At 65.3% G+C, this 14048-nt stretch carries 14 protein-coding genes; 9 read left to right on the top strand and 5 right to left on the bottom strand.

Annotation, left to right across the window (positions count from 1 at the left end):
* Positions 1-30: 30 nt before the first annotated feature.
* Together A9973_RS00305 and A9973_RS00300 are read right to left on the bottom strand one after the other, a co-directional pair.
* The gene (locus A9973_RS00305; RefSeq protein WP_183011799.1) at positions 31-552 is read right to left on the bottom strand and encodes a helix-turn-helix domain-containing protein; all 522 of its coding nucleotides are present in this window, start codon (positions 550-552) and stop codon (positions 31-33) included.
* Between the two features lie 85 nt (positions 553-637).
* Positions 638-3751: an Rne/Rng family ribonuclease gene (locus A9973_RS00300; RefSeq protein WP_183011798.1), complete on the bottom strand. Its 3114-nt coding sequence runs from the start codon at positions 3749-3751 to the stop codon at positions 638-640.
* 525 nt (positions 3752-4276) lie between these two features.
* Here A9973_RS00300 and A9973_RS00295 point away from each other — a divergent pair.
* From A9973_RS00295 to msrQ, 4 genes are all read left to right on the top strand, one after another.
* Positions 4277-5239 carry an RluA family pseudouridine synthase gene (locus tag A9973_RS00295; protein ID WP_183011797.1) on the top strand — a complete coding sequence of 321 codons (963 nt, stop codon included), beginning with the start codon at positions 4277-4279 and terminating at the stop codon, positions 5237-5239.
* 2 nt (positions 5240-5241) lie between these two features.
* A complete protein-coding gene (locus A9973_RS00290; protein ID WP_183011796.1) occupies positions 5242-5907 on the top strand; it encodes an HAD family hydrolase in 666 nt (221 codons plus the stop codon).
* Positions 5908-6063: 156 nt separating this feature from the next.
* Positions 6064-7026, top strand: coding sequence for a protein-methionine-sulfoxide reductase catalytic subunit MsrP (gene msrP, locus A9973_RS00285; protein ID WP_183011795.1), 963 nt, complete (start codon positions 6064-6066; stop codon positions 7024-7026).
* Between the two features lie 10 nt (positions 7027-7036).
* Complete coding sequence (msrQ, locus tag A9973_RS00280) at positions 7037-7687, top strand: protein-methionine-sulfoxide reductase heme-binding subunit MsrQ (RefSeq protein ID WP_220805316.1); 651 nt, start codon at positions 7037-7039, stop codon at positions 7685-7687.
* 66 nt (positions 7688-7753) lie between these two features.
* Here msrQ and A9973_RS00275 read toward each other — a convergent pair whose 3' ends face one another.
* From A9973_RS00275 to A9973_RS00265, 3 genes are read right to left on the bottom strand one after another with little or no spacing between them, the layout of a single operon-like run.
* Positions 7754-8539 carry an N-acetylmuramoyl-L-alanine amidase gene (locus A9973_RS00275; protein ID WP_183011794.1) on the bottom strand — a complete coding sequence of 262 codons (786 nt, stop codon included), beginning with the start codon at positions 8537-8539 and terminating at the stop codon, positions 7754-7756.
* A gap of 19 nt (positions 8540-8558) precedes the next feature.
* Positions 8559-9269, bottom strand: coding sequence for an SAM-dependent methyltransferase (locus A9973_RS00270; protein ID WP_183011793.1), 711 nt, complete (start codon positions 9267-9269; stop codon positions 8559-8561).
* Positions 9266-9868, bottom strand: coding sequence for a Maf-like protein (locus A9973_RS00265; protein WP_183011792.1), 603 nt, complete (start codon positions 9866-9868; stop codon positions 9266-9268). The genes A9973_RS00270 and A9973_RS00265 overlap by 4 nt, the downstream gene beginning before the upstream one ends.
* Before the next feature lie 204 nt (positions 9869-10072).
* Between A9973_RS00265 and A9973_RS00260 the strand changes: the two genes are divergently transcribed.
* The 5 genes from A9973_RS00260 (at position 10073) to fabD (ending at position 14045) form a co-directional block, all read left to right on the top strand.
* A complete protein-coding gene (locus A9973_RS00260) occupies positions 10073-10669 on the top strand; it encodes a DUF177 domain-containing protein (RefSeq protein WP_183011791.1) in 597 nt (198 codons plus the stop codon).
* A 52-nt stretch (positions 10670-10721) separates the two neighbouring features.
* Complete coding sequence (rpmF, locus tag A9973_RS00255; protein WP_006218037.1) at positions 10722-10904, top strand: 50S ribosomal protein L32; 183 nt, start codon at positions 10722-10724, stop codon at positions 10902-10904.
* Between the two features lie 59 nt (positions 10905-10963).
* Entirely contained in the window at positions 10964-12031 is a 1068-nt protein-coding gene (plsX, locus tag A9973_RS00250) for a phosphate acyltransferase PlsX (protein WP_035212788.1), read from the top strand.
* The gene (locus A9973_RS00245; RefSeq protein ID WP_183011790.1) at positions 12031-13017 is read left to right on the top strand and encodes a beta-ketoacyl-ACP synthase III; all 987 of its coding nucleotides are present in this window, start codon (positions 12031-12033) and stop codon (positions 13015-13017) included. The genes plsX and A9973_RS00245 overlap by 1 nt, the downstream gene beginning before the upstream one ends.
* A 92-nt stretch (positions 13018-13109) precedes the next feature.
* Positions 13110-14045, top strand: coding sequence for an ACP S-malonyltransferase (gene fabD / locus A9973_RS00240; RefSeq protein ID WP_183011789.1), 936 nt, complete (start codon positions 13110-13112; stop codon positions 14043-14045).
* Positions 14046-14048 lie beyond the last annotated feature (3 nt).

Raw genomic sequence — 14048 nt, 5'->3', positions numbered from 1 at the left:
TCAGCAGTCGTTCCAGCGGATGCTTATGCCTCAATCCTCGGACCACTTGCGCTTTCCAACGAGCGCTTTGGTCTTTTCCGCTTCGATCAAGGCATCGAGCTTTTTTAGGTAGTCCAACTCCGCTCGCAGGTTCGCAACTTCCTCGAGAAGCTCTTCCTTGGTCATGTCCTTGGACACGGGCTCCGGTGGGTATTTATGGGGCATGCTTGCTCCTGGACGCTTGCGCGCCAACGCCTCTATACCCCCAGCATCATACTGGGCTCGCCACTTCCCAATATGACCTGAACTGCGGATCCCCAGCAGAGTCGCAGCCTCGGTGTCGGATAGCCCTTGGTCGCGGATCTTGCGCAACACAGACTGCTTAAAGGGTGCGCTGTACGTGCCTGACTGCCGGCGCAGGCCCGATAAACCATGCACGCGATAGCTCTCAACCCATCGTCGGACAACTGAATGGTCCAGTTCGTGACGCGCCGCCACCGACCGACCGCTCTCAGTACCCTTCAAATACTCCCGCACCACCTTTAACTTGAACTGCTCGTCGTACTTCGCCATGTAAAAACCCCCGAAGGTTGGATCAATGTCCAACTTTCGGGGGTCAGTTCACACGGCGATGGGGGCTTTTTGTCGCGCGGACGGCTTAGGAGTGCGTTTCGACTTGAACCAGCGGTTCGTTCGAGACGGACGCGACCGGCTTGCGCTCGCGGCCCAGGCGGGTCGGCGTATGCGCGGCGGCGATACGCAGCTGGGTTTGGGCGTGGCGGTCCGGATCGGTTTCCACCCACTTCAGGCCAGCGGCATTGACCACATCGTGCAAGGCTTGCGCCTTGGCCGTCGGCGCCGTTGCCGGCACCACGATCGGCTGCTGCGCGGCGACAGGAGCGGGAGCGACGGGAGCGGCAGCCTGGACCACCGGAGCCGGTGCCGTCACGACGGGTTCGGCGGCAGCGGGTTCCACGGGCTCGGCCGGGGCAGCGGGTGCGGACACCTGGGTGGCGGGTTCCACGGCGACCGGTTGCGTCACCTGGGCAGCAGCCGTTTGCTCGGGCTGAGCCACAGGTTCGGCGGCGGCTTGCACCGGTTCGGCCTTCGGGGTTTCAACCTGTTGGGCTTCGACCTGTTGGGTTTCAACGGGTTGAGCAGCAGGTTCACGGGGCGTTTCGGCAGCCACTTGGGCAGACGCCGGTGCGGCTTCGATCGCCTGCGCTTCCGTCACCTTGGTTTCGACGGCTTGCGTCTGGACCGGGGCGGGGGCCTGGACGGCTTCCGCGGCTTCGGCGATTTGAGCCGGGGCGACCGGAGTGGCGGGAGCGGCTTGCGTCGCTACGCCTTCGGCTTGTTCGCCAAGGTCGTCGTCCGAACCGTCTTCCAGCTGGTCGTCGCTACCGGCCACACCACCTTCTTCCTGGCTGCGGCGGCCACGGCGGCTGCGGCGGCGGCGGCGCTTGCGTTCCGGATCGGCTGCGCCTTCGGCGCCTTCTGCGGTCAGCACGCCATCGGCGGTCTGATCGGCGGCGTCGGCCGCGTCCAGCGCGGCTTCAGCAGCCGGCTTGGTGTCGGGCAGGGCGGTCGCAACGCTCTGCGCCAACGCGGCGACCATGCTTTCCTGTTCGCTCATCGGGGCGTCGGATTGACCCTCTTCGCGGCGATTGCGGCCACGGCCACGGCGGCGGTTGCGGCCAGCGCCGGTGTCGTCGCCATTGGCCAGGTCGGCCTGGTCGGGGCGGTTGGAGGCCAGGGCTGCTTGCGCGACCTGATCGCCACGCGCCTCGTTGCGGTTGCCGCGGTCGCCACGTTCCTGGCGCTCGCCGCGTTCGCCTTCAGGGCGGCGGTTGCCACGGACGTGATGACGGCCGCCTTCGCCGCCTTCAGCGCCTTCGCCACGCGATTCGCCGCGGCGGTTGCGGTTGCGGTCCGAACCGTGGCGTTCGCCACGGCGTTCCTGGCCGTCATGGCCGCTGCGGCCCTTGCCGCCACGTCCGGACGCGGCGCGCTTGGCGCTGTCTTCCTGGGCGGTGGCAGCGGGCTTGGCGGTATCGGCGTTGCCGGTCAGCCAACCTACCAGGCGCTTGAACAGGCCACCCAGGCCACCGGCCGCAGCGGGTGCTGCGGGCGCGGCAACCGGTGCGGCAGGCGTCGAAACGGGGGCGGGCTGCGAGGGCGTGATGCCCTTGACCAGCGCTTCCGGGCGGGCCTTGATCTCGCTTTCGCGGGGCTGCCAGGGCGCGTTCGTGGCCGGAGCCTCAACCAGCTCGAAGCTGGTCTTCAGCTCTTCCAGGCGCGGATCGTCGTGGCGCAGGCGTTCGATGTGGTGGTGGGGCGTTTCCAGATGCTTGTTGGGGATCAGCATCAGGTTGACCTTCAGGCGGGCTTCCATCTTGGTGATGTCGGCGCGCTTTTCGTTCAACAGGTAGGTGGCCACATCGACCGGCACCTGGGCGTGGACCGCCGCGGTGTTTTCCTTCATCGCCTCTTCCTGCAGCAGGCGCAGGACGTGCAGGGCGCTGGATTCGGCGTCGCGGATCACGCCGGTGCCGTTGCAACGCGGGCAGGTGATGTGCGAGCCTTCGTTCAGGGCCGGACGCAGGCGCTGGCGCGACAGTTCCATCAGGCCGAAGCGCGAGATCTTGCCCATTTGCACACGGGCGCGGTCGAAATGGAGGGCATCACGCAGGCGCTGTTCGACGGCGCGCTGGTTCTTGCTGTCTTCCATGTCGATGAAGTCGATGACGATCAGGCCGCCCAAGTCGCGCAATCGCAACTGGCGGGCCACTTCGTCGGCCGCTTCGGAGTTCGTGCGCAGCGCGGTTTCCTCGATGTCGGCGCCGCGCGTGGAGCGGGCCGAGTTCACGTCGACGGAAACCAGCGCCTCGGTGTGGTCGATCACGATGGCGCCGCCGGAGGGCAGCGTCACGGTGCGCGAATACGCCGTTTCGATCTGGTGTTCGATCTGGAACCGCGAGAACAGCGGGATGTCGTCGCGGTAGCGCTTCACGCGCTGGACGTTGTCCGGCATCACCACGCTCATGAACGCGGTGGCTTGGTCAGCGATCTCGTCGGTATCGATCAGGATCTCGCCGATTTCGGGCGAGAAGTAATCGCGGATGGCCCGGATGACCAGGCTGGATTCCAGATAGATCAGGATGGGCGCGGAGTTATCGCGGGCGGCGCCGTCGATGGCGGTCCACAGCTGCAACAAGTAGGACAAGTCCCACTGGAGCTCTTCGACATTGCGGCCGATGCCGGCCGTGCGGGCGATGATGCTCATGCCCTGGGGCAGCTCAAGCTGCTCCATCGTGTCGCGCAGTTCCTGGCGGTCTTCACCCTCGACGCGGCGCGAAACGCCACCGCCACGGGGGTTGTTGGGCATCAGGACCAGGTAGCGGCCAGCCAGCGAGATGAACGTGGTCAGGGCAGCGCCCTTGTTGCCGCGCTCTTCCTTTTCGACCTGGACGATCAGTTCCTGACCTTCGCGCAGCGCATCCTGGATGCGGGCGCTACGGACATCTACCCCTTCCTTGAAGAAGCTGCGGGCAACTTCCTTGAAGGGCAGAAAGCCGTGACGGTCTTCACCGTAATTGACGAAGCAAGCTTCTAGGCCGGGTTCGATCCGGGTAATGACACCTTTGTAGATGTTGCCTTTGCGTTGTTCGCGGCCGGCAGTCTCGATGTCGAGGTCGATGAGTTTTTGCCCATCAACGATTGCGACGCGTAATTCTTCCTGATGCGTCGCATTGAACAGCATGCGCTTCATGAGAGGGTTTCTCCGTTGTCATGACGCGCCGATATCGGCGCGTGACCTCGGGTCACTCGGGCTGCGGCTGAAGCGGGCAAGAAATGCGGACCGTACCTGGGCGGCGCCCAGGCGTATCCGCCGCGGGTCAGGCGGGCACGTCGTGCCGTGGGGCACGGGGTTCTGTCAGCAGGAGGGTCAGCTTCACTGAATGTGGTTTGACGGAAAAATTGCTGTGAACGGCAGTTGCGGTCGGATTGGTTGCCTACACGCAGCTGGTGCTTTAAATATGCGACGATTCTTGCAGTGCTTCAGAGCCGCTTGCGGCATGCAACGGACCTGCTGGGACAGCGGGCAAAGTGAATGCCACACCACTATCCGGCAGGGCGCGGTTGCGCCGGCGACCAAGAGACCCAGGGGTTGAATAAGCAGGCAGTACAATGGCGGCCCACGCGCTCGACGGAGTTGCGTATTTAAATTGCATCTCTACGTCAGGCGGCTAGTTCAGCCCCTTAAGGCTGTCCCGATTATATGTCGCTTTCCGCAATGCGCAAAGAAACTTCCTCCCCCGTATCCCCCTCTAAAGCCCCCCCCGCCGTCCGAATGGTGGAGGTCGATGCCGAGCATGCCGGCCAGCGTCTGGATAACTTCCTGATGCGCCTGTGCAAGGGCGTCCCCAAAACGCACATCTACAAAGCCATCCGTGGCGGCGAAGTGCGGGTAAATAAGGGACGGATTTCAGTCGACTACCGCATCGTCGAGGGCGACGTCGTGCGCATTCCGCCCCTGCGGCTGCCGGATCCGGGCAAGCCCCGGCCGGTGCCCGGCGCGGAATTCCCGATCGTGTTCGAAGACGATGCACTGCTGGTCGTGGACAAGCCCGCCGGCGTGGCGGTGCACGGCGGCAGCGGCGTGTCGTTCGGCGTGATCGAGCAGTTGCGCGCCGCGCGCCCCGAGGCCAAGTTCCTGGAGCTGGTGCACCGGCTGGACCGCGAGACCTCGGGCCTGCTCATGGTGGCCAAGAAGCGCAGCGCGCTGCTGGCCCTGCACGCCATGCTGCGCGAAGGCAAGAGCGACAAGCACTATCTGGCGCTGGTCGAGGGCGATTGGGTGAACGACCGCCAGCACATCAAGCTGGGCCTGTCCAAATGGACCACGCAGTCCGGCGAGCGCCGGGTCAAGGTGGATCCGGACGGCCAGACGGCGCACACCATCATCACGCTCAAGCAGCGTTTCGGCGGCTACAGCCTGGTCGGCGCCGAGTTGCGCACGGGCCGCACCCACCAGATCCGGGTGCACCTGGCGGCCAGCGGCTTCCCCATCGTGGGCGACGACAAATACGGCCACGACGACGTCCGGGCCGAATTCGCCCGCAAGGGGTTTGGCCGCATGTTCCTGCACGCGCACCAGCTGACCTTGGCGCATCCGGTCACGGGCGAGCCCCTGACGCTTACCGCCGAGCTGCCTCCCGCGTGCCGGCAAATACTGAAACAACTGGAGTCGGTCTGATTATGTCGTCGTATTCGCTGGTCGTTTTTGACTGGGATGGCACCTTGATGGATTCCACGCACAGCATCGTGGCGGCCATCCAGGGCGCGTGCCGCGATCTGGAACTGGCGGTGCCGTCGGCATCCGAAGCCAGTTGGGTGATCGGTCTGTCCCTTGAAAGCGCCTTGCGCCGCGCCGTGCCGGAACTGACGCAGGCGATGATGCCGCGCTTCCTGGAGCGCTACCGTACCCATTACCTGTTGCGCGACCCTGAGCTGCGCCTCTTTGACGGCATCCCCGAGCTGCTGGCCGAACTGGCTGGGCAGAATGTGCGCATGGCCGTCGCGACGGGCAAGAGCCGGGTCGGCCTGACCCGCGCGCTGGCCGCGACCGGCCTGGGCCCGATGTTCGACGCCACCCGCACCGCCGACGAAACTTTCAGCAAGCCGCACCCGGCGATGCTGCACGAGCTGATGCAGGAACTGGACGTGGACGCCGGCCGTGTCGTGATGATCGGCGATACCTCGCACGATCTGCAGATGGCGGCCAATGCTGGCGTCCACGGGCTGGGCGTGACGTATGGGGCGCATACCTTGAAGGAACTTCAAGGTTGTGCGCCGCAAGCGGTGCTGGACAGCGTGCCGCGGGTGCGCGAATGGCTGTTGCCGCGGGTGTCCGCCAGCGCCTGATCCGGCAGCGGGGCGGGAACGTCCGGCGCCAAAGCGGGTCAATCTGGAAGTTCCCATCCGCGGCGGCACCGCTGCGGAATATCATGGGATCGCGCAACGTCTATGGCTTGCGCAGGGCGAGCCCGCCGATGGCGGGGCGCCACACCGGAGACCACGATGCTGATACGCAAGCCCGCCGATATTCTTCCGTCTGAAATCACCGGCGAAGCCGTCTGGCGCTCGCGGCGCGAGCTGATGCTGCGCGCCGGACTGACGGCCGCCGCCGTCGGCTTACCGGGTTGGGCGGCGCGCAGCGCCTTCGCCCTGGACGCTGGCGCCCTGGCGGGCAAGCCGAACGCGCCGTTGAGTGTCATGGACAAGCAGACCTCGCTGGCGGACGTGACGTCCTACAACAACTACTACGAGTTCGGCGTCGATAAGGGCGATCCGGCCGCCAATGCCGGCAAGTTGCAGACGCGCCCGTGGACGGTCAGCGTCGAAGGCGAGGTCGCCAAGCCGCGCACCTTCACTATCGAAGAATTGCTCAAGCTGGCGCCGATGGAAGAGCGCGTCTACCGCCTGCGCTGCGTGGAGGGCTGGTCCATGGTGATTCCGTGGGTGGGCTATTCGGTGTCCGAGCTGCTCAAGCAGGTCGAGCCCACGGGCAACGCGAAATACGTGGAGTTCGTGACGGCGGTGCAGCGCGAGAACATGCCGGGCGTGCGCGCGGCAATCCTTGAATGGCCCTACGTCGAAGGCTTGCGGATCGACGAAGCCATGAATCCGCTGGCGATGTTGGTCTTCGGCGTGTACGGCAAGATCCTGCCCAACCAGAACGGCGCGCCGCTGCGGTTGGCGGTGCCGTGGAAATACGGCTTCAAGTCGGCCAAGTCGCTGGTCAAGATCCGGCTGGTGGAAAAGCTGCCGGTGTCGTCCTGGATCAAGGCGGCGCCGCAGGAATACGGCTTCTACGCCAACGTGAACCCCAATGTCCCGCATCCGCGCTGGAGCCAGGCGACGGAGCGCCGCATCGGCGAAGACGGCCTGTTCAGCCCCAAGCGCAGGACCTTGATGTTCAACGGCTATGGCGAACAGGTGGCATCGCTCTATCAGGGCATGGACCTGAAAGCGAACTACTGAGGCGTCCCCCATGCCTGAAGGCACTTCGCCATCCGCCATGGCCGCTTCACCGCGCAAGGCGCAGTTGTCCGCGCGGGCGGTGGGGCGGGTCAAGCCCTTCCTGTTCCTGCTGGGCCTGGCGCCGTTCCTGCGCTGGATCTGGCTGGGTTTCAACAACGGCCTGACCGCCAACCCGGTGGAGTTCCTGACGCGTTCGTCCGGCACCTGGACGCTGGTCTGCCTGCTGGTCACGCTGGCGATCACGCCGCTGCGCAGGCTGACCGGGCAGCCGGCGCTGGTCCGCCTGCGCCGGATGTGCGGGCTATTCGCGTTTTTCTACGGGGCCATGCATTTCATGGCCTGGGTCTGGTGGGACCGGGGGCTGGATCCGGCGGCGATGCTGCAGGACATCGGCGAACGGCCCTTCATCACGGTGGGGTTCGCAGCCTTCGTGCTGATGACGGCGCTGGCGGCTACCTCCACGCAGTGGGCCATGCGCCGGATGGGCAAGCGCTGGCAGCAGCTGCATCGGGCCATTTACGCGATCGGCCTGCTGGCGGTGCTGCACTACTGGTGGCACAAGGCCGGCAAGAACGACCTGGCGCAGCCGCTCCTGTATGCCTCCGTGCTGGCCCTGCTGCTGGGCTGGCGGATCGTGGTGTGGTGGCGGCGCCGGGCGTGACCCTTGCGTACGGTGCCCCGGGGCAGGGCGCGATCAAGGTCCGGCCAATGCCCGCTCAGTGTCCGCTCAAGGCATCGCCAGCATGATCGCGGCGGTTTCCGCGTCCGGTTGGCCATCGTGAAGGGCGGGGCGGTAGTGCATCTGGAACGCCGCCAGCGTGTTGATCGTCGCGCGGTCCAAGGCGCCGTCCTGCGGGCAGGCGTAGCCCAGCCGCTGCAGTTGCTTCTGGAACCAGGCGACGTCCGGCACCCCTTCGGCTTGCAGGCGGGTCAGGTGCGCGGCCGCACCGGCTTTGTCGTACCAGCGGCCGATGCCGGCCTCGGCCAGCGCTTTCCACGGGAACAGCGGGCCGGGGTCCACTTTGCGCTGCGGGGCGATGTCGCTGTGGCCGACCACGTTTTCAGGGGCGATGCCATGGCGCTGGATGACGTCGCGCAGCAAGATGGTCAGCGCGCGCACCTGGCGATCGTTGTAGGCGTGCCAGAGCGGCTTGCCGTCCGGGCCGTCGGTCCAGCCGGGGTTGACGACCTCGATCCCGATGGAGGTGCTGTTCATGGCGATGTTGCCGTACCAGGAACTGGCGCCGGCATGCCATGCGGCACGATTTTCATCGACCAGGCGATAAGCGCGGCCGTCCTCGTTGATCAGATAGTGCGCGCTGACCTTGCCTTTGGACAGCAGCTTCATCGAGGTGGCGTCGTTGACGCTGGTGTAGTGCAGGACGACGCTGCGGACGCGGCTGGTCTGGCTGACGGCGGTGATGGACGTGTCCAGGTCCAGTCCGGCGGGGCCGCGCGTGGCGCAGCCGGCCAAGACTGCCGTGGCTAGCAGTGTGGTGATCAGGCGAAACATGGGGATCAGCGGGCCGGAGTTAGCGGGCAAGGAAAAGGAACAGCGTCGGCAGCTTGTCCAGCTGGGGCGCGGGCAGCTTTTTCCAGTCGGCCACGGTGTGCGTCGCGACCCATTCGTCGGCGGTCGTGACCGAGCGGGCCACGCACAGCTTGGTGTCGCCCTTCAGGCTGGCCAGCAGCGTCGCGAACATGGCGGCGTTGCGGTAGGGCGTTTCGATCAGCAGCTGGGTCTGGTTGTGCTTGGCCGAATGCTGCTCCCAGGCCCGCAACTGCTTGGCGCGCTCGGCAGGGTCCACCGGCGCATAGCCGTGGAAGGCGAAGCGCTGCCCGTCCAGGCCGCTGGCCATCAGGCCCAGCAGGATCGAAGAGGGGCCCACCCAGGGCTTGACGGTCAGCCCCATCCGATGGGCGGCGTCCACGACCTTGGCGCCCGGATCGGCCACGGCGGGGCAGCCGGCCTCGGACACCAGTCCGATTTCGGCGCCCTTTTTGACCGGGTCCAGCCACGTTTTGATCTGGCCGTCGTTGACCTTGTCGGTCAGCGTATGGATGGTGATTTCCTGCAGCGGCCGGGTGGTGCCGATCAGCTTCAGGAACGCGCGCGCCGTCTTGGCGTTTTCGGCGATATACGTGTCCAGCCGCCCAGCCAGCGCGCGGACGTCGGCGGGCAGCCAGCGCTCGGGCGGGGCCTCGCCCAGGCCGACTGGGATCAGGTGCAGCGCGCCGCTCATGCGAACGCTCCTGGGGCGTCCAGCGGGTCCAGCCCGAAGCGGGTCAGCATGCGCGTCAGCTCGATCAGCGGCAGGCCGATGATGGCGGTCGGGTCGTCGCTCTGGATGCTTTCCATCAACGCGATGCCCAGGCTTTCCGCCTTCGCGCTGCCTGCGGTATCGTAGGGTTCCTCGGCGCGCAAATAGGCCTCGATGGCGTGGTCCGACAGCTGGCGGAAACGGCATCGGGTGATGATGTCGGCTTTTTCCACCCGTTGGCCATCCGTCACCGCCAATGCGCTGTGGAATTCCACGATTTGCCCCGACAGGGCGCGCAATTGAGCCTGGGCGCGGGGGAAATCCCCTGGTTTGCCGATGGGCTGGCCGTCCACCGTGGCAACCTGGTCCGATCCGATGACAAGGCTGCCGGGATGCTTGTCTGCCACGGCCATGGCCTTGGCGACCGACAGGCGCAGGGCCAGCGCCGCAGGCGTTTCACCCGGGTGTGGCGTTTCGTCTACATCGGGGGAAATGGCCGTAAAGGGCAGGCGCAGGCGCGACAGCAGTTCTTTGCGGTAACGCGAGCTGGATGCGAGGATCAGGCTAGGCTTGGAAGGCATGCGATATTTGACGTTAAAGCGTAAGTCGCAGTATTATCTAACGTTTTGCGGGATTTTTGCAGTGCAAAGGCTGCGGCTAGCTGCACTAGATGGTTAGCTTGTCGAAGAACTTGTCGAAGAACGACAAGGGAGAACGGCAAGGCAGGACGTCAAGGCCAATTTGGCAAAGCGTGAGCAATCGCAAAGACCCGTGAATGCAAAGGATTGATCATTAAGCGCATCGATGCATTCGCATTTGCCCATAGCGGCAAGGAAGCGCATGGCACCATACCTCTTGTGCGGTTTTCGCGCGCGGTTGAAGGGTTACCCGAACAACCGCTGGGCGATGCCGGGCTTGTGACGTGGTCTGTGCGCGGTGAGGTGGGCAAGTCTGGTCTGTTGCTTGGCCGGCCCCTCTTGCACGTTCACGTGCAGGCGAACCCGGTGCTGGTATGCCAGCGGTGCAATGTGCCGTTCGTGTATCCGATTGATAGCGAAGTCCTCTTGCAGCTGGTCAAGTCCGAAGCCGACCTCGATGATGGCAATACCAACGGTGATTACACCGATGGTCATGCCGGCGAGGACGATGAAGACGAAGAAGGAAATGGTTTTGTGTCCAACCAGCCTGAAAAGGTGGTCGGTTCGCATCATTTCGATCTGCTGGCCCAGATCGAAGATGAGCTCATTCTGAGCGTTCCGTATGTGCCCAAGCATGAAATATGCCCGGGCGCGCAGGCCAAAGTCAGCGAAGCTCCTGAAGAGCCCGCTGTCAAGCGTCCGTCGCCGTTTGCGGTGCTGGAACAACTGAAGCACAAAGATTGAGATCAACATCGGGCCGCATCGCGTACAATGCGCCCCGTTTCTAGGAGTCATCATGGCCGTTCAACAAAACAAGAAGTCCCCCTCCAAGCGCGGTATGCACCGTTCGCACGATTTTCTGGTTGCCCCGTCGACCGCCATCGAGCCGAACACCGGCGAAACGCACCTGCGTCACCACATCAGCCCCAACGGCTTTTACCGTGGCCGCAAGGTCCTGAAGACCAAGGCCGACGAATAAGGCCCCCGGGCCGAACTCGTACTCGGACCAATTCGGCTGAGCGCTGATACCTGGCACCCGTGATACGCATCGCCATAGACTGTATGGGCGGAGACTTCGGTCTGCCCGTCACAATTCCGGCTGCGATCGAGTTCGCCCGGCAATTTCCGGATACCCGGCTATTGCTGGTCGGGCTTCCCGACGCTATCGAAGCGGCGCTCTCCGAGCACCGCGGCGTGGCGCGCGATCGCATGGAAATCGTGGCGGCATCCGAGGTTGTCACCATGGACGACCCTGTCGAGGTCGCCTTGCGCCGCAAAAAAGACTCCTCCATGCGCCTGGCCGCCCAGTCCGTCAAGGACGGGCGGGCTGACGCCTGCGTTTCCGCCGGCAACACCGGCGCATGGATGGCCATTTCACGCTACGTGCTCAAGACGCTGGACGGCATCGACCGCCCCGCGATCGCCACGTCCATTCCGAACCAGACGGGCCGTGCCACCACGGTGCTGGACCTGGGGGCGAACGTGGACTGCTCGGCCGAGCACCTACTGCAATTCGCCATCATGGGCGCCGCGCTGTCGCAGGCGGTGGACCATCGTGAGAACCCCTCCGTGGGCTTGCTTAACATCGGCGAAGAAGTCATCAAGGGCAATGAAGTCGTGAAGGAAGCTGCAGAGCTCCTGCGCGGCAGCCCATTGAATTTCTACGGCAACGTGGAAGGCAATGACATCTTCAAGGGCACGGTCGACGTCGTCGTCTGCGACGGTTTCGTCGGCAACGTCGTGCTCAAGTCCGTCGAGGGGCTGGCGAAGATGCTGTCCAGCATCATTCGCGAAGAGTTCAAACGCAACATCGTCACCCTGCTGGCCGGCGCCATCGCCAAGCCGGTGCTCAACCGTCTGCGCAACCGCGTCGACAACCGTCGCTATAACGGCGCCGCGTTGCTGGGCTTGCGCGGCGTGGTCATCAAGAGCCATGGTTCCGCGGATGTCTACGCCTACGGTTTTGCGTTGCAGCGAGCTCGTGAAGCCGTAGTGAGTAAACTGCTGGAGCGCACCGCTCAGACGGTCGCTCAGATTACCAAGCGCGTTCAATCGGGCGAGGGCGCCGCAACGCCGTCGCGGAACGTGGCTGGGGACACCGCTTGATGGATACCGCAATGAAATATTCCGCAATCGCGGGCACCGGCAGCTTCTTGCCGGAACGCGTGGTTTCGAATGACGAATTGGCAGCGGAACTGGCGACGCGCGATATCGCCACCTCCGATCAATGGATCGTTGAGCGCACGGGCATCCGTCAGCGCCATCTGGCCGAACGCGGCGTCACGACCAGCCAGCTTGCGACCGAGGCTTCGCGTCGCGCGCTGGCTGATGCCGGCGTCGAAGCCGCCGACGTCGATTTGATCATCGTGGCCACGTCCACGCCCGATTTCGTGTTCCCCAGCACGGCATGCCTGGTGCAGGCCAACCTGGGCGCCAAGGGATCGGCGGCGTTCGACGTGCAGGCCGTGTGCAGCGGCTTCGTCTACGCCCTGACCACCGCCGACAGCTTCATCCGCGCCGGTCGCGCCCGCTGCGCGCTGGTGATCGGCGCCGAAGTCTTCTCGCGCATCCTGGACTGGAACGACCGCAGCACATGCGTGCTGTTCGGAGACGGCGCTGGCGCCGTGGTGCTGAAGGCTTCCGACGAGCCGGGCATCCTGGCCGCGCAGTTGCATGCCGACGGCAGCCAGATGAAGATCCTGAGCGCCGCGGGCAACGTGGCCTATGGCGACGTGACGGGCGATCCGTTCCTGCGCATGGATGGCCAAGCCGTGTTCAAGCAGGCCGTGACCGTGCTGGACCGCTCCGCGCGCGACACTTGCGCGGAAGCCGGCATCGCGCTTGGCGACGTCGATTGGCTGATCCCGCATCAGGCCAACGTCCGCATCCTGAATTTCCTGGCGCGCAAGCTCGCCGTGCCGGTCGAAAAAGTCGTCATTACCGTTGATAGTCACGCCAACACCTCCGCGGCCAGCGTGCCGCTGGCACTGGACGCCGCGCGCCGCGATGGCCGCGTCAAGCCGGGCCAGCTCATTCTGATGCAGGGCGTGGGCGGCGGATTCACCTGGGGCTCGGTACTCGCCCGCATGTAAGGGCGTGCCCGGGCAGTGCGGCGCACGCGCCGCCGCCCGCAGAGCGCGCCTGACATTCCACACAGATACTGAATCAATCCAACCGGTCAATCATGAAAATCGCATTTGTCTTCCCCGGCCAAGGTTCGCAAGCTGTCGGCATGCTGGACGCCTGGTCGGATGTGGCCGCCGTCACGGACACCGTGGCGCAGGCATCGCAAGCCCTGGGCCAGGATCTGGGCGCGCTGATCGCCCAGGGCCCGGTCGAGCAGCTCAACCTGACCACCAACACCCAGCCGGCGATGCTGACTGCTGGCGTGGCGTTCTACGCCGCCTGGCGCGCCGCCGGCGGCCGCAAGCCCGACATCGTGGCCGGCCACAGTCTGGGCGAATACGCCGCGCTGACTGCCGCCGGTTCGTTGTCGCTTGAAGACGCCGTGCGCCTGGTGCGCGTGCGCGCCGACGCCATGCAGGCCGCCGTGCCGGTCGGCACCGGCGCCATGGCCGCCATTCTGGGCCTGGACGACGATTCCGTGCGCACCGCCTGTGCGCAGGCCGCCCAGGGCGAAGTCGTCGAGGCCGTGAATTTCAATGCGCCTGCGCAGGTCGTGATCGCGGGGCACAAGGCTGCCGTCGAGCGCGCCTGCGAATTGGCCAAGGCAGCGGGTGCCAAGCGCGCGCTGCTGCTGCCGGTGTCCGCGCCGTTCCACTCCAGCCTGCTCAAGCCCGCCGCCGACGTGCTGGCCGGCGCGCTGGCCGGCGTCACGGTCTCGGCCCCGCAGATCCCCGTCATCAACAACGTCGATGTCGCCTCGCCCACCGAACCCGGGGCAATCCGGGATGCGCTGGTGCGTCAGGCATGGCATCCTGTGCGCTGGGTCGAAACCCTGCGCGCGATGAAGGCGCAAGGCGTCACGCACATCATCGAGTGCGGCCCCGGCAAAGTGCTGGCGGGCCTGACCAAGCGCATCGACCCCGAACTTACCGGCATGGCCATCACCGACCCCGCTTCGCTTGAAGCCGCGTTGGCCGTCGTTAACGGAAATTAAAGA

The sequence above is a fragment of the Achromobacter sp. UMC46 genome (assembly GCF_014170335.1).
GTDB lineage: Bacteria > Pseudomonadota > Gammaproteobacteria > Burkholderiales > Burkholderiaceae_B > Achromobacter.
The sequence above is the reverse complement of the archived record's forward strand: the minus strand, read 5'-3'. Positions and strand labels throughout refer to the sequence as shown.